This window comes from Curtobacterium sp. MCBD17_040, assembly GCF_003234805.2.
Classification (GTDB): domain Bacteria; phylum Actinomycetota; class Actinomycetes; order Actinomycetales; family Microbacteriaceae; genus Curtobacterium.
In genome coordinates, this window is record NZ_CP126273.1 from 2903931 (window position 1) to 2929365 (window position 25435).

The 25435-nt window shown below is 73.4% G+C and carries 24 protein-coding genes; 10 read left to right on the forward strand and 14 right to left on the reverse strand.

Features of this window, described 5'->3' with window-relative positions:
• Positions 1-71 precede the first annotated feature (71 nt).
• From DEI94_RS13570 to DEI94_RS13600, 7 genes are all read left to right on the forward strand, one after another.
• Positions 72-935: an HpcH/HpaI aldolase/citrate lyase family protein gene (locus tag DEI94_RS13570; protein WP_111026257.1), complete on the forward strand. Its 864-nt coding sequence runs from the start codon at positions 72-74 to the stop codon at positions 933-935.
• Positions 932-1444: a DUF6264 family protein gene (locus DEI94_RS13575; protein WP_111010443.1), complete on the forward strand. Its 513-nt coding sequence runs from the start codon at positions 932-934 to the stop codon at positions 1442-1444. The genes DEI94_RS13570 and DEI94_RS13575 overlap by 4 nt, the downstream gene beginning before the upstream one ends.
• A 46-nt stretch (positions 1445-1490) precedes the next feature.
• The gene (gene soxR / locus DEI94_RS13580) at positions 1491-2036 is read left to right on the forward strand and encodes a redox-sensitive transcriptional activator SoxR (protein ID WP_111010444.1); all 546 of its coding nucleotides are present in this window, start codon (positions 1491-1493) and stop codon (positions 2034-2036) included.
• A complete protein-coding gene (locus DEI94_RS13585; protein ID WP_258377970.1) occupies positions 2033-3880 on the forward strand; it encodes a gamma-glutamyltransferase family protein in 1848 nt (615 codons plus the stop codon). Before soxR ends, DEI94_RS13585 begins: the two co-directional genes overlap by 4 nt.
• A 127-nt stretch (positions 3881-4007) precedes the next feature.
• Entirely contained in the window at positions 4008-4889 is an 882-nt protein-coding gene (locus DEI94_RS13590; protein ID WP_111010445.1) for an aldo/keto reductase, read from the forward strand.
• A gap of 40 nt (positions 4890-4929) precedes the next feature.
• Entirely contained in the window at positions 4930-5628 is a 699-nt protein-coding gene (locus DEI94_RS13595; RefSeq protein WP_111026258.1) for a DUF6766 family protein, read from the forward strand.
• 24 nt (positions 5629-5652) lie between these two features.
• Positions 5653-6633, forward strand: coding sequence for an NAD(P)H-quinone oxidoreductase (locus DEI94_RS13600; RefSeq protein ID WP_111026259.1), 981 nt, complete (start codon positions 5653-5655; stop codon positions 6631-6633).
• Between the two features lie 141 nt (positions 6634-6774).
• Here DEI94_RS13600 and DEI94_RS13605 read toward each other — a convergent pair whose 3' ends face one another.
• Positions 6775-7431 carry a TetR/AcrR family transcriptional regulator gene (locus DEI94_RS13605; protein ID WP_181441754.1) on the reverse strand — a complete coding sequence of 219 codons (657 nt, stop codon included), beginning with the start codon at positions 7429-7431 and terminating at the stop codon, positions 6775-6777.
• A gap of 96 nt (positions 7432-7527) precedes the next feature.
• On the opposite strand from DEI94_RS13605, the gene DEI94_RS13610 reads away from it, so the two are divergent.
• Positions 7528-9003 (forward strand): MFS transporter, encoded by a 1476-nt coding sequence (locus DEI94_RS13610; RefSeq protein WP_111026314.1) that lies wholly within the window; start codon positions 7528-7530, stop codon positions 9001-9003.
• 121 nt (positions 9004-9124) lie between these two features.
• Here the strand turns inward: DEI94_RS13610 and DEI94_RS13615 are convergent, their stop codons facing one another.
• The 9 genes from DEI94_RS13615 to DEI94_RS13655 form a co-directional block, all read right to left on the reverse strand.
• Complete coding sequence (locus DEI94_RS13615) at positions 9125-9961, reverse strand: amino acid ABC transporter ATP-binding protein (RefSeq protein WP_111026261.1); 837 nt, start codon at positions 9959-9961, stop codon at positions 9125-9127.
• Positions 9958-10824, reverse strand: a complete 867-nt coding sequence (locus DEI94_RS13620; protein ID WP_111013209.1) for an amino acid ABC transporter permease — start codon at positions 10822-10824, stop codon at positions 9958-9960. Before DEI94_RS13620 ends, DEI94_RS13615 begins: the two co-directional genes overlap by 4 nt.
• A gap of 14 nt (positions 10825-10838) precedes the next feature.
• The gene (locus DEI94_RS13625) at positions 10839-11672 is read right to left on the reverse strand and encodes an ABC transporter substrate-binding protein (protein ID WP_111026262.1); all 834 of its coding nucleotides are present in this window, start codon (positions 11670-11672) and stop codon (positions 10839-10841) included.
• Positions 11673-11772: 100 nt separating this feature from the next.
• Positions 11773-12414, reverse strand: coding sequence for a hypothetical protein (locus DEI94_RS13630; protein ID WP_111026263.1), 642 nt, complete (start codon positions 12412-12414; stop codon positions 11773-11775).
• A 190-nt stretch (positions 12415-12604) separates the two neighbouring features.
• Positions 12605-13102: a cupin domain-containing protein gene (locus tag DEI94_RS13635; protein ID WP_258368599.1), complete on the reverse strand. Its 498-nt coding sequence runs from the start codon at positions 13100-13102 to the stop codon at positions 12605-12607.
• Positions 13099-14457 carry an amidohydrolase family protein gene (locus DEI94_RS13640; RefSeq protein WP_349815159.1) on the reverse strand — a complete coding sequence of 453 codons (1359 nt, stop codon included), beginning with the start codon at positions 14455-14457 and terminating at the stop codon, positions 13099-13101. The genes DEI94_RS13635 and DEI94_RS13640 overlap by 4 nt, the downstream gene beginning before the upstream one ends.
• Positions 14454-16157, reverse strand: a complete 1704-nt coding sequence (locus DEI94_RS13645; RefSeq protein WP_111026316.1) for an adenosylhomocysteinase — start codon at positions 16155-16157, stop codon at positions 14454-14456. Before DEI94_RS13645 ends, DEI94_RS13640 begins: the two co-directional genes overlap by 4 nt.
• 40 nt (positions 16158-16197) lie before the next feature.
• On the reverse strand, positions 16198-17271 hold the full coding sequence (locus DEI94_RS13650; protein ID WP_111026317.1) for a PrsW family intramembrane metalloprotease: 1074 nt from the start codon (positions 17269-17271) through the stop codon (positions 16198-16200).
• Positions 17272-17305: 34 nt separating this feature from the next.
• Positions 17306-18838 carry a carboxylesterase/lipase family protein gene (locus DEI94_RS13655; protein ID WP_111026264.1) on the reverse strand — a complete coding sequence of 511 codons (1533 nt, stop codon included), beginning with the start codon at positions 18836-18838 and terminating at the stop codon, positions 17306-17308.
• 257 nt (positions 18839-19095) lie between these two features.
• On the opposite strand from DEI94_RS13655, the gene DEI94_RS13660 reads away from it, so the two are divergent.
• Positions 19096-20046: a glycoside hydrolase family 16 protein gene (locus tag DEI94_RS13660; RefSeq protein ID WP_111026265.1), complete on the forward strand. Its 951-nt coding sequence runs from the start codon at positions 19096-19098 to the stop codon at positions 20044-20046.
• A 31-nt stretch (positions 20047-20077) separates the two neighbouring features.
• Here the strand turns inward: DEI94_RS13660 and DEI94_RS13665 are convergent, their stop codons facing one another.
• Positions 20078-20566, reverse strand: coding sequence for a hypothetical protein (locus DEI94_RS13665; RefSeq protein WP_111010455.1), 489 nt, complete (start codon positions 20564-20566; stop codon positions 20078-20080).
• Positions 20567-20712: 146 nt separating this feature from the next.
• On the opposite strand from DEI94_RS13665, the gene DEI94_RS13670 reads away from it, so the two are divergent.
• On the forward strand, positions 20713-22077 hold the full coding sequence (locus DEI94_RS13670) for an MFS transporter (RefSeq protein ID WP_111010456.1): 1365 nt from the start codon (positions 20713-20715) through the stop codon (positions 22075-22077).
• Positions 22078-22152: 75 nt separating this feature from the next.
• On the opposite strand, the gene DEI94_RS13675 is transcribed toward DEI94_RS13670, so the two are convergent.
• The 3 genes from DEI94_RS13675 to DEI94_RS13685 form a co-directional block, all read right to left on the reverse strand.
• The gene (locus DEI94_RS13675) at positions 22153-24114 is read right to left on the reverse strand and encodes a dipeptidyl-peptidase 5 (RefSeq protein ID WP_111026267.1); all 1962 of its coding nucleotides are present in this window, start codon (positions 24112-24114) and stop codon (positions 22153-22155) included.
• 25 nt (positions 24115-24139) lie between these two features.
• Complete coding sequence (locus DEI94_RS13680) at positions 24140-24523, reverse strand: DUF2267 domain-containing protein (RefSeq protein WP_111026318.1); 384 nt, start codon at positions 24521-24523, stop codon at positions 24140-24142.
• A gap of 191 nt (positions 24524-24714) precedes the next feature.
• Complete coding sequence (locus DEI94_RS13685; RefSeq protein ID WP_111026319.1) at positions 24715-25389, reverse strand: ABC transporter ATP-binding protein; 675 nt, start codon at positions 25387-25389, stop codon at positions 24715-24717.
• Between the last annotated feature and the right edge of the window lie 46 nt (positions 25390-25435).

The window sequence follows — 25435 nt, forward strand, 5'->3', positions numbered from 1 at the left end:
ATCACGTGACCCTCCACACGCAGCCCTCCGCGGCCCCTGGCGCACGGGGGTGGGTGTGGTACCAACGACGCATGGCCATCGACGACCGTCCGCGCACCTCCACCTCCGAACGCCGTGCCGTCCCGGCCGAGATCAGCCGGTCCTGGCTCCTGGTCGCCGCGACCGCCGAGCACGGCTTCGACCGCGCCGCGCGGTCCCGGGCCGACCAGGTCGTGCTCGACATCGAGGACGCGGTCGACCCGAAGCGCAAGCCGGAGGCCCGCGCCACCGTCGCCGCGTGGCTCGCGGGCGGCGGATCGGCATGGGTGCGTATCAACGACGTCACGACGCCGTTCTGGGCGGACGACGTCGAGGCACTCCGCGGCCTGCCCGGACTGCGGGGCGTCGTCCTCGCCAAGACGGAGGCCGCGGAACAGGTCACCGACACCTGGCACCGCCTCGGGGGCACCCACCCCGTGGTCGCGCTCGTCGAGTCGGCCCTCGGGATCGAGGAGTCCACGGCGATCGCCCGGGCGAAGGGCGCGTTCCGCCTGGCGTTCGGGAGCGGTGACTACCGCCGCGACACCGGTACCTCCGCCGACACCCTGGCCATGGCCTACCCGCGATCCCGGCTCGTGGTCGCGTCCCGCGTCGGGGACCTGCCCGGCCCCATCGACGGCCCGACGGTCGGCACGAGCCACCCGATCCTCCGGGAGCAGGCGCAGGTCGCGGTGGCGCTCGGCCTCACCGGCAAGCTGTGCCTCGACACCGACCAGCTGCCCGTGATCAACGAGGTCATCTCGCCCACGCCGGCCGACGTCGCCTGGGCCCGCGACTTCCTCGACGACTTCGAGGCGCGCGACCGCATGGTCCGGGACGGCAGCGACCTGCCCCGGCTCGGGCGCGCACAGAAGATCGAACGCCTCGCGCAGGCCTTCGGGGTGGAACCCCGATGACCGGGGGGACGGACGGCGGCGCGCCGGACGGCAGCCGGGCCTCCCGGCCGCACATGGAGACGCAGGCCGAACGGGAGGCCCGGATCGCGTGGGAGCAGGGCGGCACCTCGCTCATCCCACCGGTCGGGCGCATCGCCGACCGGGTGGTGACGGTCCTGTTGCTGGCCGCGACCGGCGTCATGACCATCGTGACCGCCGTGATCGCGCTCGTCGCGGTCCTGGCATCGGCACCGCGATGCCACCCCGCGAGCGGGTGCTCGACCGGAGCGCTCGTCGGCGGCGGCGCGCTCGCGGCCGGCGGTGCGTTCGTCGTCGGGGTCGCGGCGCTCGTCCTTGCGGTGTGGGCCTGGATCCGTCGGCGGAGCTCGTGGTGGATCGCCGCGATCGGCTTCGTGGTGGCCGTCGGATGCGTCGTCGGCGGCGGGGTCCTGTCCGCGTCGGCACTCGGCGACCTCGGCGGCACGACCCCGGCCGGTGACTCTCCGTGGCCCGGCGGGAGCGGGACCTGACAACCCCCAGGACCGCGAGGGGCCGGATCGGTGCGACGATGAACGCGTGCCGACCGCGACCGACCTGTTGACCATCGGCGAGCTGTCGCGCCGGTCGGGGATCGCCCCGTCGGCCATCCGGTACTACGAGGAACGCGGTCTCGTGACGGCGGAACGGACGGCCGGCAATCAGCGACTGTTCCCGCGCCACACGCTCCGTCGGCTCGCGGTCCTCGCCGCCGGGCAGCGAGCCGGTCTGTCCCTCGCCGAGATCCGCGAGGCGTTCGACGCCCTCCCCGCGGACCGTGCCCCGAACCCGGCGGAGTGGACGGCGCTCTCGCGACGATGGGCCGACGCGGTCGACACCCGGATCCGCGAGCTCGAGGCCCTCCGCGACGACCTCGACGGCTGCATCGGGTGCGGCTGTCTGTCGCTGACCCGCTGCGCCCTCGTCAACCCCGGGGACGGCGCCGCCCGCTCCGGCCCCGGTCCGCACCAGCTGCACGGAGTACGCACGGGGTCGCGGCTGCACGAGGCGCGCTCGGGCGGGGACACCGGCATCGTCGCCGACACGAACGCGGCACGGTTCGAACCGACCGAGCGGCCCGCATGACCAGGAAGGACCTCGTGACCTACACGACCCCACCCACGACCATGACCCGCCCCGACCTGCAGGGCACGCACGGCATGAGCGCCTCGACGCACTGGCTGGCCACGGCCTCGGCGCAGTCGGTACTCGAGCGCGGGGGCAACGCGTTCGACGCGGCCGTCGCCGGGGCGTTCGTGCTCCACGTCGTCGAGCCGCACCTCAACGGCCCGGGCGGCGACATGACCGCGGTGTTCGCCACCGCGGCGGACCCCACGCCCGTCGTGCTCATGGGGCAGGGCCCGGCTCCCGCCGGTGCGACCGTCGAGCACTACCGCGGCGAGGGTCTGGAACTCGTGCCGGGGTCGGGCGCCCTCGCGGCCGCCGTGCCCGCCGCCGTCGACGCGTGGCTGCTGCTCCTCCGGGACCACGGGACGTGGGACCTCGCCGACGTCCTGGCCTACGCCATCGGGTACGCGCGCGACGGCCACCCGGTCGCCGCTCGCGTCGCGGACACGATCGGCCGCGTCGCCGACCTGTTCACGGAGCACTGGCCGTCCTCCGCCGAGCGCTGGATGCCCGAGGGCCGGATCCCCGTCGCCGGCGAGGTCGTCCGGAACACCGCGTACGCGGACGTGCTCGAGCGGCTCGTCGCGGCCGGAGAGGGCTCGGCGGACCGGTCGGCACGGATCGACGCGGCCCGGGACGCCTGGGCGTCGGGGTTCGTCGCCGAGGCCGTCGAGCGGTTCGTCCGGACGCCGCACCGGCACTCGTCGGGCACCGACCACGCGGGCGTCATCACGGCTGCGGACATGGCCGGGTTCCGGGCCACGTACGAGCCCGCGGTGACGCTCGAGTTCCGCGGCCACACCATCGCGAAGACCGGCGCCTGGGGGCAGGGGCCCGCACTGCTGCAGACCCTCGCCATCCTCGAACCGCTCGACGACGCCCTGCTCGACCCGTCGACGGTCGAGGGCGCGCACACCATCGTCGAGGCGCAGAAGCTCGCCCTCGCCGACCGCGAGGCGTACTACGGCGACCACGACGTGCCGCTCGAGCGGCTGCTGTCCGCGGCCTACGCAGCCGAGCGACGCGCGCTCATCGGCGACCGGGCCTCCGCCGAGATCCGCCCGGGCGACGCCGGCGTGCCGGCCGGCGTCATGCCCCCGCTCCGCACCGAGTACCTGCCGCCGGCGCTCGACGAGCGCCCCGAGGGCGTCGGGGAACCCACCGTCGACTCGTTCGCCGGCGCGGAACCGCACGTCGGGCCCGACGGCCAGACGCGCGGCGACACGTGCCACATCGACGTCGTCGACCGCTGGGGCAACATCGTGTCTGCCACCCCGTCCGGCGGATGGCTCCAGTCCTCGCCGACGATCCCCGAGCTCGGCTTCTGCCTCGGCACGCGGTTGCAGATGACCTGGCTCGAGGAGGGCACCGCCTCGACGCTCCGTCCCGGGCTGCGTCCGCGCACGACGCTCACCCCGACGCTCGTGCTCCGCGACGGCGAGCCCGTCGTCGCGCTCGGCTCCCCCGGCGGTGACCAGCAGGACCAGTGGCAGCTGCTCTACCTGCTCCGGACGATCGTCGGCGGCTGGTCGCCGCAGCAGGCGATCGACGCCCCGGCGCTGCACACGACCTCGTTCCCGGGGTCGTTCTGGCCGCGCACGTGGGAGCCGGCGGGGATCGTCGTCGAGGACCGGATCGGGGACGACGTCATCGCCGGCCTGGAGGCCCGGGGGCACGTCGTCACGCGCGCCGGCGGTTGGACCCTCGGTCGCCTCTCGAGCGTCGGCCGCGACCCGCGGACCGGTGTCCTGTCGGCCGCCGCCAACCCGCGGGGCGAGCAGGCGTACGCCGCGGGGCGCTGAAGGTCTGCTCGTCGCCGGCCGCGTTCCCGCTGACCGCTGATCCCTCCACCGGGGCCGGAGAGCTGTCGACATCCACAGGGAGGCCTCGCGGGGAACCGGCTCGGTGCGGGCGGCGCATGCTGGAGCCATGAGACAACGGACCATCGGAGACACCGACGTCAGCGCCATCGGTCTGGGCGGCATGCCCATGTCCATCGAGGGGCGACCGGACGAACGCCGCGCGATCGCGACCATCCACGCCGCGCTCGAGGCCGGGGTGACCCTCATCGACACGGCGGACGCCTACCACCTGGGCGGCCACGACGAGGTCGGGCACAACGAATCGCTCATCGCCAAGGCCATCGCGGAGTACGGCGGGGACACGTCGCACGTCGTCATCGCCACGAAGGGGGGACACCTGCGTCCCGGGCCGGACGAGCGGTGGACCCAGAACGGCGACCCGGCCTACCTCAAGGAGGCCGCCAAGGCATCGGCGAAGCGCCTCGGCGTCGAGGCCATCGACCTCTACCAGTTCCACCGGCCCGACCCGGCCGTGCCCTACGCCGACTCGATCGGTGCCCTGGTCGACCTGCTCGACGAGGGCGTCATCCGCATGGCGGGCATCTCGAACGCCGACGTCGACCAGATCCGACAGGCGAACGAGATCCTCGACGGGCGGCTCGTGTCCGTGCAGAACCAGTACTCGCCGGCGTTCCGCACGAGCGAGGTCGAACTCGTCCTGTGCGACGAGCTCGGCATCACGTTCCTGCCGTGGGCTCCGCTCGGCGGCATCACGTCGGCCGGTGACCTCGGGGCCATCCACGAGGCCTTCTCGATCGTCGCGCGCGAGCACGACGTCTCCCCGCAGGTGATCGCACTGGCGTGGGAGCTGCAGAAGAGCGACGTCGTCATCCCGATCCCGGGTGCGTCACGACCGCAGTCGATCCTCGATTCCGTGCGGGCGGCCGACGTCAAGCTGCGGCCCGAGCAGATCGAGCGCCTCGACGCCGCGCAGGCACCCGCGGCGTGATCGTGCTCCGCGGTCGGCACGCGGGAACCCGGCGGACGACATGAGCGCCTTCCTGCGTGACCGGCCGCAGGAGTGGACGTGGGCGCGACGGAACGGGCTGCTGCTCGTCAACCTGATCGCGTTCCTCGTCTTCTTCGCGGGAATGGTGTTCAGCGGCTGGCACGTCGCGAACGCCGACGCACTCGAGCACGGCCGGGCGGCGGAGTCCCTCGGCGCGTTCCTGCGGAGCGGGGACTTCGTCGAGGCGACGTTCGAGAACTGGGAGAGCGAGTTCCTCCAGATGGGGTCGTACGTCGTGCTGACGTCGTTCCTGTTCCAGTGGGGGTCGAGCGAGTCGAAGCCCCTGGACGAAGCGGCCGAGCAGGACGACGACCCGCGGGAGCACCGGGACGACGCTCGTGTTCCCTGGCCGGTCCGGCGCGGGGGCCTGGCACTCGTGTTGTACGAGAACTCGCTGCTCATCCTCTTCGCGCTGTTGTTCGTCGGCAGCGTCGTGGGGCACGTCCTCGGCGGTGCTGCGGCCTACAACGAGGACCAACGCGAGCACGGCGGTGCCGTCGTCTCCGGGTGGGGCTACCTCGCCACGAGCCAGTTCTGGTTCGAGTCGATGCAGAACTGGCAATCGGAGTTCATGGTGATCTCGGTCATGATCGTGGCCACCGTGTGGCTCCGGCAGCGCGGCTCGACCCAGTCGAAACGGGTGGCGGCGCCCCGGGACGACACCGGCACGGAAGGCTGAGGAGCCCGGCGTAGCGTCGACCGCATGCACGCCATCACGTTCGACGCTCCCGGCGACGAGGCCGTCCTCGTCTGGTCCGACGTCCCCGACGCCGTCGCCGGTCCGGGTGAGGTCCTGATCGCCGTCGCCGCCGCCGGCATCAACAACGCGGATCTGCTCCAGCGGCGGGGGCACTACCCGGTGCCGCAGGGTGCCTCGCCGATCCTGGGGCTCGAGTGCTCCGGCACGATCGCCGCGGTCGGCGAGGGCGTCAGCGACTGGCACGTGGGCGATCGGGTCTGCGCGCTGCTGAGCGGCGGTGGGTACGCCGAGCTCGTGGCCGTCCCCGCCGCGCAAGTGCTCCCGGTCCCCGACGACCTCGACCTCGTCGCGGCCGCGGGTCTGCCCGAAGCCGCGTGCACGGTGTACTCGAACGTCGGGATGGTCGCGGGCCTGCGTCCGGGGCAGTCGCTCCTCGTGCACGGCGGCGGCAGCGGCATGGGGTCACACGCCATCCAGTGGGCGAACGCCCTCGGCGCCCTCGTGTTCGCGACCGCGGGCAGCACGCCGAAGCTCGAGGCAGCCCGGCGGTTCGGCGCCGACGTCGTCATCAACCACCGCGACGAGGACTTCGTCACCGTCGTGCGGGAGCAGACCGACGGCGCCGGGGTCGACGTCGTGCTCGACATCGTGGGGCCGACCTACCTGCAGCGGAACCTCGAAGCGCTCGCGGTGAACGGCGATCTCGTCGTCATCGGCAGCACGGGCTCGGCCCCGGACGCCCCGCTCGACCTCGGGCTCCTCATGCGGAAGCGCGCCAGTGTCACCGCGACGACGCTCCGTGCTCGTCCGGCCGAGGAGAAGGCCGAGATCGTCGCCGCGGTCCGTCGCGAGGTCTGGCCGTTCGTCGAGCGTGGTCGGGTCGCGCCCGTCGTGGACACCGTGCTGCCGATGGCGCAGGCCGCCGACGCGCACCGCCTGGTCGCGGAGGGCGCAACGATCGGCAAGGTCCTCCTGACCCCCTGACCCCCTGACCCCTGACCCGTCCGGCCGCCCCCGCCATCCGGTGAGATCGCAGTCGTTGCCGCTCTGAGTCTGGTCAGAACGGCAACGACTGCGATCTCGCGGAGGAGAAAGGCCGGGCCGGGCCGGCCGGGCCGGGCCGGCTCAGTCCGTCTGGCTGCGCGCGGCGTCCACGATGGCGGCGCACTTGTCACCGAAGCTCGCCTGCATGAGCGCCGCGGCGTCGTCGTCCGTGTCGTACAGGCCGGGCATCTCGATCCCGAGCAGGACGCTGAACAGCATGCCGCTGCCGAGGAACTCGTGCACGCGCTCGGGCGTGAACCCCGCGTCGTGCACGAGGAACCGGTAGATCTCGAGGAACCCGGCTCGTGCCGCGGCGCCGATCGCGGGATCGGCTCCCGACACGAACGCCTGGAGCAGCAGCGTGTGGAACCCGCGCGTGGCAGCGAGGTCGAGGTACGCGTTGCCCACCGCCCGTGCCGCGCCGTGCTCGTCCTCGCCGCGGGCGACCGCGCCGTCGAGGGCGGTCCGGAACGCCGCCATGAGGGTGTCGAGCGTGTCGGCGAGGACCTCGAGGAACAGCTTCTCCTTCGTACCGAACATCCGCACGACGTAGGGCTGGCTGATGCCCGCGGCGCTGGCGATCTGGTCGGTCGTCGTGCCGTGGTACCCGCGTCGCCCGAACACGGTGCGCGCGATGTCGAGGATGAGGACGCGACGCTCCGCCGCGGGCATCCGGGTCGCGGGGGATGCGGCGGATCCAGCGGACGCAGCAGCGGTCGGGGACGATGTAGGACTCACGCTTGACATGGTATCAATCGATTACTACGGTTTGTGATCATCCGATTACAACTGGTGTCGGGCCTCCCGGCCGGCACCCGATCCGCGGAGGCAACGATGACCGCTTCAGCTCCACCCACCCGTCGCATCCCGGTCTGGCTGGCGATCCTCGCCGCCTCGCTCCCGATGTTCATGGCCACGCTCGACAACCTCGTGGTCACGAGCGCGCTTCCCGTCATCCACGAGGACCTCGGCGCCTCGGTCGAGGACCTGCAGTGGATCACGAACGCCTACACCCTGGCGTTCGCCGCCCTCATGCTGCTCGCCGTCGGCATCGGGGACCGCTTCGGCCGTCGACACGTGTTCGTGGTCGGCATCGCGATCTTCACGGTCGCCTCCGCGCTGTGCGCCGTGAGCGGGGACCCCACCGCGCTCATCGCCGCCCGAGCGCTCGAGGGCGCCGGTGCTGCCGCGATCATGCCGCTCTCGCTCACCCTGCTCGTCGGCAGTGTGCCCGACCGCGCACGCTCCCTCGCGATCGGCGTGTGGGGCGGCGTGTCCGGCCTGGGCGTCGCGCTCGGCCCGCTCATCGGCGGCGCCGTCGTCGAGGGCTGGAACTGGCAGGCGATCTTCTGGCTCAACGTGCCGGTCGGCGTCATCGCCGTCCCGCTCGCGCTCGCCGCGCTCCCGAACGCGCTCGGCGCGAGACTCCGCGCCGACGTCATCGGTGTGCTCCTCGCCGGGCTCGGCGTGCTCGGCATCGTGTTCGGGGTCGTCCGTGGCAACGACGCAGGCTGGGGCAGTGGGCAGGTCGTCGGCGCCCTGGTCGCCGGCGCCGCGCTCCTCGCCGCCTTCATCGTCCGGGAGGCCCGCACGAGCGCACCGCTCCTCCCCTTGCGACTGTTCCGGGACCGGGGCTTCACGCTCGCGAACGCTGTCGCGACCGCATTCAGCTTCGGCACGTTCGGCGCAGTGTTCATCCTCATCCAGTTCCTGCAGATCGTGCAGGGGAACACCCCGCTGCAGGCTGGCGTCGCCACGATGCCCTGGACCCTCGCGCCGATGGTCATCGCACCGCTCACGGGATTCATCGCCCCGCGCGTCGGGACCCGTGCGCTCATCGTCGGCGGCCTCGTGCTCCTGTCGGCGGGCCTGTTCGAGATCGCACTGACGATGTCGGCGGACGTCGGATACGGCGTGCTGTTGCCGGGCTTCCTGCTGGCGGGCGTCGGCATGGGCCTGGTGTTCGCGCCGCTGTCTACGGCGGTCCTGGCGAGCATGCCCCCGGAGGACCACGCCAAGGCGTCCGGCACGAACTCGACGCTCCGCGAGATCGGGATCGCGCTCGGGATCGCCGTCCTCACCGCGGTGTTCACGGGCGCGGGCGGCCACCTCACTCCGACGGGGTACGTGTCGGCCGCCCAGCCCGCCGTGGTCGTGGGCGCCGGCGTGGTGCTCCTGGCGGCGGTGCTGGCCCTCTTCCTGCCGAGCGGGGTGCTCCGCCGCGGGGCGCTCACCCCGGAGGCGGAGTCGGCGCTCCCGACGCAGGCGGTCCTCCCGGACGCGGCCCCGGCCCCGGCTCCGGCCGCCTGACCGCCGCCCCCCCCCACTCCGGCGAGATCGCAGTCGTTGCCGTTTCGAACCCTTCCAGAACGGCAACGACTGCGATCTCGCGGAGGGGTGTGTGAGGGGCTCCGGCGGCTCGCGCACCGGGTCAGCGCTGCACGCGCGCCAGGAACGCCCGGAGCGCGGGGTGCTGCGGATCCCCGAGCACGGCGTCGGGCGACCCCTGCTCGGCGACGGCCCCCTCGTGCAGGAACACCACGCGGTCGGCGACCCGGCGGGCGAACGACATCTCGTGCGTCGTCATGAGGATCGTCGAGCCGCCCTGCTTCAGGTCGCGCACGAGGTCGAGCACCTCGCCGACGAGCTGCGGGTCGAGGGCGCTCGTGACCTCGTCGAGCAGGAGCAGCTCGGGGTCGGTGGCGATCGCGCGCACGATGGCGACCCGCTGCTGCTGTCCGCCCGAGAGCCGGTCCGGGTACGCCCCCGCGAACGCCCCGAGGCCGATGCGGTCGAGCAGCCGGCGCGCGGTCGTCTCGGCCTCGGCGCGCGGGATCCGGTGGACACGGCGGGCTGCGATCGTGACGTTGTCGAGCACGGTCATGTGCGGGAACAGGTTGAACTGCTGGAACACGACACCGATGCGTCCGCGGGTGGCGTCGACGTCGACACGGGGATCGGAGATGTCCTGCCCCTGCAGCAGGATCTGGCCGTCGTCGATCGGCTCGAGCAGGTTCACCGTCCGCAGCAGGGTCGACTTCCCGGATCCCGAGGCGCCGATGACCACGACGACGTCGTGCCGGTCGACGGCCAGGTCGATGCCGCGCAGGACCGCCGTGTCCCCGAAGGTCTTGCGGAGACCGCGGAGCTCGAGGACCGGCGCGTCGGTGGCGGGCGGGTGCCAAGCCTCCCGACCGGCCGGCGAACCGGACCGACCGGGCCGGGAGGAGCGGTGGGTGCCCGGCGCGCTCGTCGCGTCCGCGGTCACACCGCACCACCGCTCTGCTCACGCCGCTGCTGGCGCAGCGCGAGCGCGTCGGTGAGCCGGATGAGCGGCAGGCTGATGAGCACGAACAGGAGCCCCGCGACGAAGTACGGCGTGAAGTCGTACGACTCGGCCTGCGCGATGTTCGCGGCCCGCACGGCGTCCACCGCGCCGAGGATCGACACGAGCCCGACGTCCTTCTGCATCGACACGAAGTCGTTCATGAGCGCCGGCGTGACCTTCCGCAACCCCTGCGGCAGGACGACGAGCCGGAGCGTCTGCGCATGCGACAGGCCGAGCGACCGCGCGGCCAGGCGCTGGGACGGGTGCACGGCCTCCATGCCGGCGCGGAGCACCTCGGCGACGTACGACGAGTAGGTCAGGATGATCGCGATGGTGCCCCAGACCTCGGCGGGGAACCGCGGGAAGACACCGAGCCCCGGCACGCCGTAGCCGACCAGGTACAGCACGATGATGAGCGGCAGACCCCGGAAGAGGTCCGTGTACCCGGTGGCGAGCAGCCGGAGCGGGAAGGCCACGGGGCTCCGGAGCCCTCGGACGACGGCCAGGAGCGTCGCGAACACGGCGACGCCGATCGACGCGAAGAACAGGATCCGGACGTTGAGCCACAGCCCGAGCAGGATGTCGGGGAAGGCCGAGACCGCCGTCTCCGGGTCGAAGAACGACTGCTGCACGGCCGCCCATCCGGGGGTGTTGACGACGCCGACCCAGACGAGCGCGACCACCACGAGCGACGAGACGATGCTCACCGCCACCGAGCGGCGGCCCCGCTGGCGCCGGTACAGCCGCCGCTCGACCTCGATCTCGCTCGGCGCCGCGACGACGGTGGTCGGGGTGGTGGTCACGGACCGCGTCCCGATCAGTGCAGGACGGGCACGTCGACCGCGGTCGACAGCCACTTGGTCGTGATGCGCTGCAGCGTGCCGTCGGCCTTGAGCGCGCGGATCGCCCCGCTCACCTTCGGCGTCAGCGCCAAGCCCTTCGGCAGGACGATGCCGAACTGGTCACCCGTGCCCGACGAGGCGGGGAACTGACCGACGACCTCGCCCTTCTTCAGTTCCGCGGACGCGACGTAGAACGCGGTGGGCAGGTCCGTGACGACGGCGTCGATCTGTCCGCTCTTGAGCGCGAGGACCGCGTCGTCGTTCGAGTTGAACACCTGCGGCTGTCCGAGGGCGTCCTTCGCGACGTCGTAGCTCGTGGTGCCGGTGGCGACGCCGACCTTGAGGCCCTTGAGCGCGCTGATGCTCGTGGCGTCGGCCGCCTTCGACCCCGACGTCGTCACGACCGCCTGCGTGGTCGTGTAGTACGGCGCCGAGAAGTCGACCGCCTGCTTCCGCTTCGCCGTGATGCTGAACTGCTGGATGTTCATGTCCCAGTCCTTCACACCGGGGGCGATCGCGCTGTCGAAGGTGCTCCGCTTCCAGACCACGTCGTCCTTCGCGTAGCCCATCTCCTGCGCGACGGCGTACGCGACGGCCGCCTCGAACCCCTTGCCGGACTGCGGCTTGTTCCCCTCGACCCAGGGCGAGTACGCGGGCTGGCCGGTGGCGATCGTCAGCTTGCCGGCCGTGACGGTCCGGCTGCCGGAGCCGGAGCCGCCGGCGCTGCAGGCCGCGAGGGTGAGCGCGACGACCGCGGCGGCGACCGCCACGAGTGCGCGAGGGGTGCGGGGTCGGCGTCGAGGGGACACGGGCTGCCTCCGGGGCGGTCGCGAGCGGGGTGTGCTGCGGATCGTACGGGGCCGGGAGGCCCGGCGCGAGTTGATGACGCGCCGTTCCGTCCCGCGGTCGTCAGCCGGCGCTCGGCGGATCGGACTCGGCGTCGTCGTCCGTGACGAACACCACCGTCATGACCTTCTGCCGCCGGTCCGTGATGACCCACGTGAAGTCCCAGGCGACGTCGTCGAACCACCCACTCCACGCCTGGAACGAGTCGTCGATGCGGAAGTCCTCGTACCGATCCCCCACGAGGGCGTCGCTGAAGGCCCGGCCGATGCGCTTCGCCTCGGCGGCACGACCCTTGAACGAGGCCGACGACCCGCCCCAGATGAGGGCGCTCGCGATCATGCCGTCGAGTTCCACGGCCGCACGCTCCTCGAACGTGTCGGCGTCGAACCGGACGTCCTGGTCGATGCCGGGGAGCGCGGCCGCCATCGCGGGCGACGTCAGGAGCGCCTCCACGAGGCCGTACTCGTCCACCCGGTTGCGGCAGAGGTACCAGGCGGTCGTCTCGTCGTCACCCGTCACGTCGAACGCGGCCCCGAACACGGAACCGCGCACGATCACCGATCGGAACGCGGCGAGGACGGCCTCGATCGCGGGGTCGGTCGGTTCCCGGAGCCGGAAGGTGAGCCCGGCGCGGGACCGTTCCAGGGTGGCGGCGTCGGGGCGGGCATCCTGCTGGTCGATCTCCAGCCACGAGGTCGTGCTCATGCCACCACTCCACCACGTCGCGGGGCCGGCTGCACCCTCCCCGCCGCCGAGATCGCACTCGTTGCCGCTCAGGAGGGTCTCGAAGCGGCAACGAGTGCGATCTCGGCGGATGAAAGGCGGCCGGCAGGCCGACGGCCGGCAGGCCGACGGCCGGCAGGCCGACGGCCGGCAGGCCGACGGCCGGCCGCGGTCAGGTTGCCAGGGTGAAGTCCTCGAACGCGAATCCCGGCGACACCAGGCAGCTGACGAGCACCTCGCCCTCGCCGGGCAGGGTCCGCTGCCACACGCCCCCGCGGACGAACGCCTGCGCGTCGTTCACACGGTCGCGGCCGGCGTCCGGCCCGAGGGTGATCCGCGCGCCGGGCTCCGGGGCGTCACCGCTGCCGCCGAGTTCGAGGACGACGGCGTCCGGTCCGTGCCACATCCAGATCTCGTCCGAGGTCACCCGGTGCCACGCCGACGCCTCCCCCGGCGGCAGGAGGAAGTGGATGAGCGTCGCGGCCGGTCGCTCCCCCGCGGGCGTCGTCACCACGGCGGGCGACGTCCAGGTGCGGACGTACCAGCCGCCCTCGGGGTGCGGTTCCATGCCGAGGGCGCGGGCGCGCGGCGGGACGTCGAGCCACTCGACGAGGTCACCGGCGACGGTGCGGCGGGCGACCATGCCGGGGCGGGGCGGGGTGTCGTTCACGGGGTCCTCTCGGGGACGTGGGTGGCGGTGAGCACGGTCCCGTCGACGGCGCGGACCACACCGCGGATGACGGTGGCCCTCGCCCGGCCGGCGCCGTCCTCCGCGAGTTCCGCGAGGGCGTCCGCGACGGTCCGCGCGTCGACGTCGAACACCGCGAGGTCGGCCCGTGCGCCGACGGCGAGGTGGCCGACGCGGTCCGGCCCGACGTCGAGGCCCATCGCGTGCGCGCCGCCGAGGGTCGCCGCCGCGAGCAACCGCTCGTGCAGGTCGCGGGCGCCGTACCCCTGGTTCCGCGCGATGCGGTGCAGGGCCGCGACGTCCGCCATGAGGTCGAGGGAGGGCGACGACGACAGCGAGTCCGTGCCGACCGCGATCGCGCTGCCCTCGCGCAGGTAGTCGGCGACGGGCGGCGGGTCGAGTCCGATGACGGCGTTCGACCGGGGGCAGAGGGCGACGGCGGTCCCGCGCGCGCGGAGCAGCGCCCGGTCGGCGGCGGTCATGTACACGCCGTGGGCGATGTGACAGTCCGGCCCGAGCACCCCGAGCCGGTCGACGAACGTCGTGGCGCTCGCGCCGAAGCCGAGTGCGCGGAGCGCCCGGAACGAGGGCACGTTCGCCTGGTGCCAGTCGGCGCCCCGGCCGAGTCCGACGACGCCGGCGAGGCCCGGCACGGGTTCGAGGGCGCGGCGTTCCGCCTCGAACGCCGACTCGCCCAGGTGCAGGTGCAACCGGAGTCCCCGCTGACGCACGATGTCGGGCAGGTCGAGCAACGGGCCCACGTCGAGCGAGTACGGCGCGTGCGGTGACAGACCGGCACCCGGGTGCTCCGGGATGTGCTCGAGTTCGCCGAGGACCTGGTCACGCCCCCGCTCCTGCCAGGCGGCGTTCTCCCAGTCCATGACTTCCCAGTACGCGATGCCCCCGAGCCCCGCGTCGGCGAGGACGGACACCGCCTCGAGGTCGGTGATGATGTCCGCGATGCTCGTGACGCCGGCCCGGATGGACTGCGCGGCCCCCTCGGCCGCGTCGGCACCCCAGTCGTGCTCGCGCCCGCCGTAGTCGGCGGTGAACGCCGCCGCCCAGTCCTCGAACCCCCGGTACCGGCCGGCGCCGACCGCGGCCATGCCGGTGTACTGGAGGTGCGAGTGCGCGTTGACGAGACCGGGCAGGAGTGCGCCGCGCCAGCGACGCTCCGTGTACGGCAGGCCACGGGTGGCGAGCTGGTCCACGACCCAGGCGCGTTCGCCGACGTGGAGGATGCGGTCGCCCCGCACGGCGACGGCACCGTCCAGGATCGGTGGCGCGGTCATCGGCACGACGACGTGCGCCGAGTGCACGGTGACCGACGCGCTCACGGTGGGGCTCCGAACCGCGTGGTGCGGACGTCGGAGGCCCGCCCCTGCGCGCCCCCGTCGGGGTCGGGTCCGCGAGGCGAGTCGACGGCGAGACCGAGCTCGGCCAGTGCCGCCGCAGCGATGCGGGCGTCCGCGGCGGGGTCGATCGGGTGCACGCCGACGGGCAGCTCCGCCCCGTGCTCGAGCAGCATCCGCACCGCGGCGAGCTGCACCGCGAAGGACAGGTCCATGATCTCGATCGGGTTGCCCTCGGCCGCCGTGACGTTCACGCACCCACCCCCGTCGACGAGGACCACCGCGCGCAGGGTACCCGGCACGGTCATCCGTTCGAGGCGAGGAGCGATGGTCGTGCGGACGCTGCCGGCGGCGTGAGCATCGTCGGTCGCGACCTCCTGGTCGATCCCGCCCGCCACCGCGACGACCGCGTCGGGTGCGCACGCCCGCAGCACGTCGAGCGACACCGTGTCCCGCACGCCCGTGGCCGACATCACGAGGTCGGCACCGGCGACGGCGGTCCTGACGGGCGCGACGTCGTACCCCGCGAACACGGCCTGCAGTGCCCGCACGGGATCGGTCTCGGCGACGACGACGCGCAGCCCGAGCGCCGTCAGGACCTGGGCGACCCCCTCGCCGACCGGACCGTACCCGATCACGGCTGCCGTGCCTCCCGCGGCCGGCAGCCGCGCCACGGCATCGCGCCCGGTGACGGCGTCGAGCAGGTCGAACACCGCGAAGACCGTGGACTGCCCGGTCCCGTACCGGTTGTCGAACAGCGTCTTGGCGCGCGCGTCGTTCACCGCGACGACCGGCAGCCGCAGCGCACCCTGTTCCGCCATGCTTCGGAGGGGGCGCAGGCCGCTCGTGGTCTCCTCGGCCGCGCCGACCATGCCGGGCAGGAGTTCGGGCCGTGCCTCGTGGAGGAGCCGGATGACGTGGGCGCCGTCGTCGAGCAGGATCTGCGGCTCGCGGTCGAGCATCTCGAGAGCGAGCCGCCGCTGCCCCGCGAGGTCGACCGTGCTCGACGCGAACACGACGAGGCCGGCGTCGCGGAGCGCGGCCGCCACGGCGTCGTCGGTCTCGTCCGCGTGCGCGTAGACGACGACGTCGGCCCCCGCGTCCTGCAGGAGCAACGACAGGACCGCCGTCTTCGGCTCGAGCACCATCGCGACGCCGACCCGGACCCCGGCGAGCGCGCGGTCGGCGCGGAGCTGGGCGGCGATCGCCCTGCTCACCGGCATGTGCCGGCCGGCCCACCGGATGGGCTCGGCGGCGAACGCGTCGCGCTCCGGCTCGCGTCCGGTGCTCACCAGGAACACGCCGTCGGCGTGGTGCGGGACCGCGAGCACGCCGGGGCGCGCGACGACGACCGGGCCGAAGGCGTCCTCGTCGACCGCGGGGACGTGACGACCCGCGTCGATCACGACGAGCGTGCGGCCTCGGGGTGGGGCGCCGTGCGCGTCGACGGCCGCGGTGCTCTCGGCGGGGTCGCCGGTGCACCAGAGCTGGTCGACCGGCCCCTCCGGCGCGTGTCGGGCGCCCATCGCGGTGAGCACGGCGCGGAGTGTCGACGCGTCGGGGCCGGGGCCCACGACGCGGAACCGGCGTCCGGCGACGAGCAGGTTCGTGGCCGCCGCGTACCGGCGGACGGCAGCGCCGGCCCAGGCGAGCACGTCCGGGTCGGCGTCGTGCGCGGGCGGCATGCGGTCAGTGTAGGACCAGTGCCGCCGCTGGTCGGGCGCGTCAGCGGAGGACGTGCGGCGGCGGCGTGCTCCCCCACCCGTCGTCATCGCCACGCTGGTCGACGGCACCGCCGTGCTGGTGGCCGGCACCGAAGGCGGCCTCGGGACCGGACCCGGCAGCCGGTCGGTTCGGCCGCGGGTACCGCCGGCGGTAGTGCACCAGCACCGCCACGAGCACGATGACGCCGACGACCGACACGATCGCGATCCCGATCAGGTAGAGCACGTTCGTCAGCGCCGACACCGCACCGGCGGACCCGGGCGGGAGCGTGCCGTACATGAGTTCCATGCGCGCGTTGCCGGTGACGAGCAGCGCGATGAGCGCCGCGATCTCGCTCGTCGAGTCCCACAACCCGTGCAGCAGGGCCACGCCGACGTACGCCACGAGCACGAGCCACGACCAGCGGATGCGCTGGCTGCCGTGGGCGAGGCCGAAGATGACCGCCCCGAGGATCGCGGTCCAGAGCACGTGGCCGACCGGCGAGAGCACGGCGCGGATGACCTCGGTCTGGAGCAGCGAGAACAGGTCGATGCCCTGCTGGGTGATCGCCGCGTTGAACGCGTACCCAGCGGACTCGAACGCGGCGAACCCGGCACCGACGGTGGCGCCGAGCAGCGCTCCCTGGCGCGCGGTCTTCGGCCGGACCCGCCATCCGACGAAGAGCAGGAGCACGCCCTTGACGAACTCCTCGACGAACCCGACGGCGATGTACAGGAACACGTTCTGGTGCAGGTTCGCCTCGAGCACGGATGCCCCGAGCACGCCGAGGATGCCGCCGACGAAGAACGCGACGATGAGCTGCATCGTGCTGACCGTCCCCGTGACCCGCTCGATGACGAACAGCACGACGGTGAACGGCACGAGGAAGCTGCCGAGCAGGATGATCGTCGGCACGAGGTTCGTGTTCCGCGTGAACACGGTCACGACGATCGTGACGAGCCAGAGCGCCAGCCCGACGAGCAGGGTCTTCCACCACCAGCCGTGGCGGTGGTGCGCGTGCGGTCGGGGGACGTCATCGTAGTCCGGGTCGATCGGTGCGTCGAACGCAGTGCGCGCCGGGTCGGTGGTGGCCATGTGCACCATCGTGCTCCGTGGGGTCGGAGGACGCTCAGAACTCGTAGTGCACGCCGCTCCAGGCCTCGCGCACGGCGCGATCCGGGTCCCGCTCGACGTGACTGACGCGGTCGATGCAGAGCGTCTCGCGGTCCTGCGCGGTGTACCGCGGCCAGGTCCAGCCTCGGTGGGACGGCACGCCGTCGCGCGCGAACGCGGTCCAGGAGCCGGCGAGGACCTCGTGGATCCGCCGTCGGGTCGCGGGCGTGTCGGTGCCGGCCACGATCCTCCCGAGCGGTGTGCGGAAGGTCCCGAACAGGTAGGGCAGTTCGGTGCCGTGCGCGGCGCCGAGCCCGACGAGCCGCATGAGCGGCGACGCGTGGTCGAACCGGTACATCCAGGTGGGGTTGCCTGCGGCGGCGTGCGCCTCGGCCATGTCGATCGACGGCACGTGGAACACGCCGTCCCCGCCGGCGGCCACCCAGTCGCGGCGAGGCCGGTCCGCGTCGTCGGCGTACAGCCGCCGGATGCGCTGCCAGGCCTCCGGGTCCGTGCCGGCCACGAGTCGTTCGACGCGCTCCCGCGTGTTCGGCAGGATCGGGGTCCGCGCGTGCTTGAACAGCGACGCCTCGTCGTGGTTCGTGCCGATCACGAGTGGCACCGGCGCCGTCCGCCCGGCCCGGGCGGCGGCGAGCGGGTGTTCCGGCAGGACGTCGCCGTCGATCGTCGGCGACATGACGGCGACGAGCGGGGACTCCCGGGTCACCGCGTCGTCGACTTCCTCGGCCACCGTCCGGAGGCGCGACACCGGCATCACTCGCATCGCCCGCCCGGCGTGGGCCGGGTCGAGTCCGAGTCGTCGCGCGAGCATGCGCGCGTGCTCCGCCTTGTTCTCGGGCGAGTGCGCGGTCATCGGGTGGGCGCTCTGCGCGATCGCCCCGGCGAGCACCGGCCGGGCGGACGGCGCGGCCAACAGGGTCGTCACCGAGTTCCCGCCGGAGGACTCGCCGAACACGGTGATCCGGGCCGGGTCCCCACCGAAGCCGGCGACGTTCTCGGCGACCCACCCGAGGGCGGCGATCTGGTCGCGCAGGGTGCAGTTCGCGTCGAAGGTCACACCGTCGCCGCCGAGCACGCGGAGGTCCATGCTGCCGAACACGCCGAGCCGGTACGAGACGGTCACGAGGACGACGCCGAGCCGGGCGAGGGCGCCGCCGTCGTAGTCGGGTGTCCCGCCCGAGCCGGACCGGTAGGCGCCGCCGTGCACGAACACGAGCACGGGCAGGCCGTCCGCGTCGGTCGGACTGGTGACGGTAACGTACAGGCAGTCCTCGGACTGCGGGAACCGCCGAGCGATGCCGCCCGTGTAGGGGTGCGGGCGCTGCGGACCGGCCGGGCCGGGCGCCACGGCGGGTCGGACACCCTCCCACGGCCTGACGCGGCGCGGCGCTCGCCACCGGAGCTCCCCGACCGGCGGCTCGGCGTACGGCACGCCGAGCCAACGGCGGATCCCGTCCCGCTCGACGCCGCGGACGGCGCCGCCCGTGGTCCGGACGGTCAGGGACTCCGTGGACGTCGGCGTGGTCATCGTCGGTCGACGCTACGCCGCGGTCCCGGTGCGCGACGCGCCCCGGTCAGGGCGCCTCCACGACGACCTCGCTCCGGGTGCTGCCGGTACCCCCCGTCCGCGGGGTGTCGGGCCGACCGGGGGCGGCGGTAGCCTCACAGGACCCGAACGGCTGGGCCGTCGCGCTGTACCCGCCGCGCAGATCCCGACCCGCCATCTGACCTGGAGTCTCCGTGGACTCGAACGACAGGGCGCCCCGAACGCCCTGGGACCACGGCGTGCCCGAGCGCGCCGACCGGACCCGAACGCACGCGTACCATCGACGCACCCGCCGGCCGGCGCTCGCCGTCGGCGTCGCACTGTCCCTCGCGCTCGTGCTCGCGGCGTGCGCGCCCGCGCGGAGTGGCGCGCAGTCCCTCCCGACGTTCGACGCCCGCTCGTCCACCGCCGCCAGCACGGCCACCGCGACGGCGACCGGGGAGCCCGCGCCGTCCCAGGACGAGGCCGTCCCCACGCCCGGGTCGTTCGACGAGTTCGACGGACCGGCGGATGCCGCTCCGGACCCGGCCCACTGGAGCGCCCAGACCGGCGCGGGCGGATGGGGCAACCACGAGCTGCAGACCTACACGGCGTCGAACGGGGTGCTCGACGGCCACGGCCACCTCGTCATCACGGCGGACATCGGCCCCGACGGCGGTCCCCCGTACACCTCCGCCCGGCTGACGACCCACGGCAAGGCGTCCTTCGGGTACGGCACGGTCTCCGCGCGGATCCAGGTCCCGCAGGGCGGGTCGCTCGTGCCGGCGTTCTGGATGCTCGGCTCCGACGTCGACACGGTCGGCTGGCCGGAGTGCGGCGAGATCGACGTCGTCGAGGCCCCGATCGACACGCACCGCACCTCGCACTTCCTGCACGGCCCGGGCGAGGACGACCCGGACCACAACGTGCAGGCCGGCGGGATCCTCATGCACACCCAGGCGATGAGCAAGGGGTTCCACACGTACTCGGTCACCCGGTCGCCGGGGCACGTCGTCATCAGCGTGGACGGTGTCGTCGGCACGGACATCACCGAGGCGACCGCGCCCAGCGCCCTGAAGTGGGTGTTCGACGGACAGTTCGACCTCATCCTCAGCCTCGCGATCGGCGGGTCGGTGCCGCATCCGACACCGAGCACGCCGCGGACGGCTCAGATGGTCGTCGACTGGGTCCGGTACGCGCCGGCACGGTGACGACCGAGCCGGCGGACGAGCCGCGGCGGGGTCAGCCCGACAGCGCGATGCGGAACACCTGGACGCCCACGGCGCCGAGCGCCGACAGTCCGAGCCGGAGGCGGAACGACCGCCCCGACCGCGGCGCCGCGGGCGACACGGCCGCACGCACCTGGTAGAGGATCTCGGCCGACAGCTGCCGCTGCAGCCGCGCGGGCGCCGAACGCGCGGCACTGCTCGTCGACACCGCGACGACGACGGCGTCGGGCGTCAGGTGCGCCTCGACCGCGCGGAGGACGTCGATGGCGCGGCGGAGCGACGAACGCCGCCCGCTGTTCCGCACGGCGAGGACGGCAACCGGGCAGCGCACGTCGTCCGGCAGCTCGTCGCGGCGGTCCGGGCGGATGATCGGCAGCTCGATCCGGTGTGCGAACGCCTCGAGCGCTGCGACGACCTCTCCCGCGTCCCCGTCGAGCAGCACCGGCGAGAGGTCGTCGCGCGCGGCGGCCAACTCGGCTCGCGGTCCGCGGCGTCGGGGCATCGGCTCCTCCTCGGTCGGACGTCCAGGTGCCTCCATCCCACACCTCGGACGCCCATGGCGGAACCTGAGAGACCATTCGTCCACCAATCCGTACGATGCGCTGGGTACCGGGCGGGAGTGCTCCGACCGGCGGACGAGGAGCGATCATGAGCACCACCACACGGACCCCCGAGCAGCGCCGGAAGGGATTCCTCGCGCGCATGACGTTCGCCTGCGCCTGGGGCGAGGGCCTGGACGGTTTCGACCTCGGCCTCATCAGCGTCGTCCTGCCGCTCATCTCGACGGCCCTCCACGTGAACGCCCTGGAGGCGGGCCTCATCGGTGCGTCGTCCCTCATCGGCATCTTCGTCGGGGCGCCACTGACGGGCCTCCTGACCGACCGGTTCGGACGGAAGACCGTGTTCACGGTCGACATCATCGCGTTCGTCGTCCTCGGCCTGCTGCAGGCCTTCGTGACCGACGCCTGGCAGCTCCTCGCCGTCCGCATCGCGCTCGGGATCGCGATCGGCGCCGAGTACTCGATCGGCGCAGCGATGCTGGCCGAGTTCGCCCCCGCGAAGAGCCGGGGACGGCGCCTGTCCGGGCTGCTCGTGTGTTGGTACGCCGGGTACCTCGCCGCGGTCGTGGTCGGGTACGCGCTCGTCGACCTCGGGCACCTCAACTGGCGGTGGGTGCTCGCGACGAGCATCCTCCCGGCGATCGTCACCGTCATCGTCCGCATCGGTTTCCCGGAGTCCCCGCGGTGGCTGCTGCACCGTGGTCGGGAGCAGGAGGCCCGCGCGGTGATCGACCAGCGCCTCGGCGGCGGCGCGTACTACGAGCAAGAGGACTACGGCTCCGAGGAGCAGAAGGCCGGCGGCTACCGCGCCCTGTTCGCGCCGGGGAACCGGAAGCGCGTGACCTTCATCGCCGTGTTCTGGGCCTGCAACGTCGCCCCCTACTTCGCGATCTTCACGTTCGCACCGACCGTGCTCAAGTCGCTCGCGCTGCACAACGAGACGGCCGGCACCATCACCGTCAACGGCATGGCCGCCGTCGGGGCGCTCGTCGGGATGCTCACCATCGAGCGGATCGGCCGTCGCCCGCAGCTCATCCCGCCGTTCTGGATCATGGCGGTCGCCCTGGCCGTGGTCGGCTTCTGGGGCAGCGCGCCGGGTGCGGTCGTCGTCGTGTGCTTCGCCGTGTTCTCGTTCATGAACGCGCTGCAGGGCAACCTCACCGCCGTCTACCCCATCGAGGTGTTCCCGACCGAGGTCCGCTCGACCGGTGTGGGCTTCACCGCCGCGTGCAGCCGCGTCGGCGCCGCCGCGGGGACCTTCCTGCTCCCGGTGGGCATCACGACGCTCGGCATCGGACCGTGCATGCTCATCGCCGCGGCGATCTGCGTGGTCGGCGCGATCGTCTCGCAGGTCATGGCACCGGAGACGACGGGGCGTGGCCTGCACGACACGAGCACGGGCGAGTTCAACGCCCGCGCCCTGCAGGGGCGGCTCCCGGAGCGCGTGGGCTGACGGCCTGGAGGGACGGCGCGGGCTGGTCACACTCATCCCGACCGCGCCCGCGGGCGCCCGTCGGCGCGCCCGCGATCAGTCGAGCGGCAGCGCGGGGACGCCCGGCGTCGCGAACCCCAGGATCTGCCCGTAGAACGCGAGCTCCTTCTCCGTCGCGTCGATGATGGTCGCGGCCTTCCGGAACCCGTGCCCCTCGCCCGCGTAGGTGACGTAGGCGTGCGGGATGCCCCGCTCCCGCATGGCGTCACGGAACAGCTCGGCCTGCGACGGCGGCACGACCCGGTCGTCGAGGCCCTGGAGCAGGAGCACGGGCGTGCGGAGCTGGTCGACGGCGTGCAGGGGGGCGCGCTCGCGGTACAGCGCCGCGGCCTCCGGCATGGGCCCGATGAGCCCGTCGAGGTAGCGCGACTCGAAGTCGTGGGTGTCCTGCGCGAACCGCTCGAGCTCCGCGACCCCGAAGTACGAGACCCCGGCGGCGAACACGTCGGACCGGGTGAGTGCGGACAGGACCGTCCAGCCGCCGGCCGAGCCGCCGCGGATCGCGAGGCGTGCCGGATCGGCGAGCCCGGCCTCCCCGAGACCCCGCACCGCGGCGATCGTGTCCTCGACGTCGACGACGCCCCACTGGCCCCGCAGGGTCTCGCGGTAGGCGCGGCCGTACCCGGTCGACCCGCCGTAGTCGATGTCGACCACCCCGATCCCGCGGCTCGTCCAGTACGCGATGCGCATGTCGAGCGCGGCCACCGCCTGCGAGGTCGGACCGCCGTGCACGACCGCGACGTACGGGGGGAGTTCGCCCTGCGGGGCGACGTGGTCGGGGTTCCGCGGCGGGTACACGATCGCGTGCACGGTCCGCTCGCCCGGGAACTCCCGGCGCTCGGCCACCGGCAGGTACCGGGCGTCGGGCAGGTCGTCCGCGTCGAGCCGGACGTCCTCGGCGGCCCCGGTCGCGAGGTCGAGGACCCGGGCCCCGGCACCGACCGTCGACGCACCGGAGGTCACGAGGACGCGGCCGTCCCGGGCTCCGCCCACGGCGATGCTCGTCCACGGCGTCTCGATCGGCTCGGGGTCCCGCTGGCCGCTCGGGTCGAGCACGACGAGCGAGGTGGACCCGAAGGTGCGGGTGGCGAGCAGGCGGCCGTCCGGCAGCAGCGTGTACCAGCGGGTGCCGAGCCTCCAGAGCGGTCCCCCGTACTCGGCGGCGTCCGGGTGCAGCGGTGTCCGGACGCCGTCGAGCGTGATGCGCTCGAGGTTCCACCAGCCGGTCGGGTCCGCGATCGCGACGAGCGTGTCGTCGTCGAGCCACTCGGGCTGGAGGACCGACTCCGTGGGCGACCCGGCCAGCGTCCGCCACGTGCCGGCGACGCCGTCGTCGTCGACGGGTGCGACGCGGAGCTCGGTGCCGTCCCAGGGCATCCGGGGGTGGTCCCAGGCGATCCAGACCAGGTGTCGGCCGTCCGGCGACCACCGCGGGGCGGCGAGGAAGTCGGATCCGCCGACGACGCTGCGGACCGCCGCGGGGTCCGTGGCCGCGGAGCCGTCGAGCGGCACGGCGACGACGTCACGGACGATGTCGGTCGTGTTCTCGCCGGTCTTGGTGGCGCTCGGCGTGTGGGTCTCGCGCACCGCCACGACCTCGTCCCCGCGCAGGCTCACGTCACCGTACCGGTGGTGCGTGCCGCCGGTGCCGAGCGGCGTGAGCGGTCGGGGCTCCCGGGTGCCCGGAGCCAGCACGTACAGGCGCTGGTCGGCGAACTCGACGAACACCAGGACGCCCCGGTCATCCGCCGCCCACGCGCCGCCGCCGTACTCGTGCACGCGGCTCGCGGCGTTCCACGGAGCGGGCAGGACGTCGACCACCGCGCCCGACGCGTCGCGGCGTCGGACCGCCGAGCGGCCGTCCTCCTGCGGGCGGAGCTCGAGCCACCAGACCTCGTCGCCCACCCAGCGCGGGCCGGACACGGGGTGGCCGTTCGTGGTGAGGTCCGCTGCGGAGATCGGGGAGGTCCAGGAGCCGTACGGCGTCGTTGCGGGCATGCGCCCATCGTGGCAGACGGGAACGTCAGACCTTCAGGTGGAAGAGCGCGACGTACTCCTTCGGCAGCTGGGTCGTCACGTGGTCCCACACGCCCTTCGACACGGCCTGGTGCAGGACGGCGAACACGGCGGTCGCACCCTCGAGCGCGGTGTCGGCGTCGACCCCAGCCCGTTCGGCGACGCGTCGGCAGAACTCGTCGGCCCCGAACCGCTCGGACGCCTCACCGTCGCGGAGGAGCGGCGTGCGGAGCTCCTCGGGCAGCTCCGCGGCGAGGTCGGCGGCCTCGCCCCCGCTGAGCCGCTCGGCCAACGTCAGGAGCGTCGCGTCGGTGATGGGCCGAGCCCGGGTGCGGGTGTGGGTGATGTCGGCTCGCTGTGCCACGAGGTCCACGAACTCTCCGGCGTCCATCGGTCCCTGCCGTTCTCGCTCCGACGACGCCGCCGGGGACGGCGACGTCCGGTCCACGGTGTCGTTGTGCCCTGCAGTGTCGTCGGGACGCCTGCGGTGTCGTTCAGGTCCGGGCGCCGCCCCGCGGGCCTCGCCCACGGCGTGCCGATGCCCCCGCCTCCCTACCGAGACGGGGGCACCAGCGGTCCGTGTCAGATGTCGCGCACCTGCCCCTGCTCGATGCGGAGCCGGCGCTCGGCGCGCCGGGCGACCCACGAGTCGTGGGTGACGATCACGACGGTGAGCCCGCGGTCCCGCCACTGCCGCTCGATGAGCGACATGATCTCGTCGCGCGTGGCCTCGTCGAGCGCCCCGGTGGGTTCGTCGGCGAGCAGCACGCTCGGGTCCTTCACCAGTGCCCGGGCGATCGCGACGCGCTGCTGCTGTCCGCCGGACAGCTCGGCCGGCAGGTGGGACAGCCGCTCACCCAGGCCGACCTCCTGCAGTGCCGCAGTTGCTCGTCGGTGCACTTCGTCCCTCCCGACCCGCGCCAGTGAGCCGGCGAACGCCGTCTCGACGTTCGCGAGCGCGGTGAGCGTGGGGATCAGGTTGAACGACTGGAACACGAACCCGATCTCGGTCGCGCGGATGTCGGTGAGTGCGGCACCCCCTGCGGTCGAGAGGTCGTGGCCGCCGAGCCGGACCGCGCCCGAGGTCGGTCGGTCGAGCGCGCCGAGCATCTGCAGCAGCGTCGACTTGCCGCCGCCGGTCGGACCCTGGATCGCGACGAGCTGCCCCCTCGGGATCACGAGGTCCACGCCCGCGAGGGCCGTGACCTGCTTGCCCTTCTGCGCGTAGCGCTTCGTCAGCCCGGTGAGCTGGTACATCGCCGCCGTGGGGTGGGCCGACGCGGTGCCGACCGTACGGGGTGCC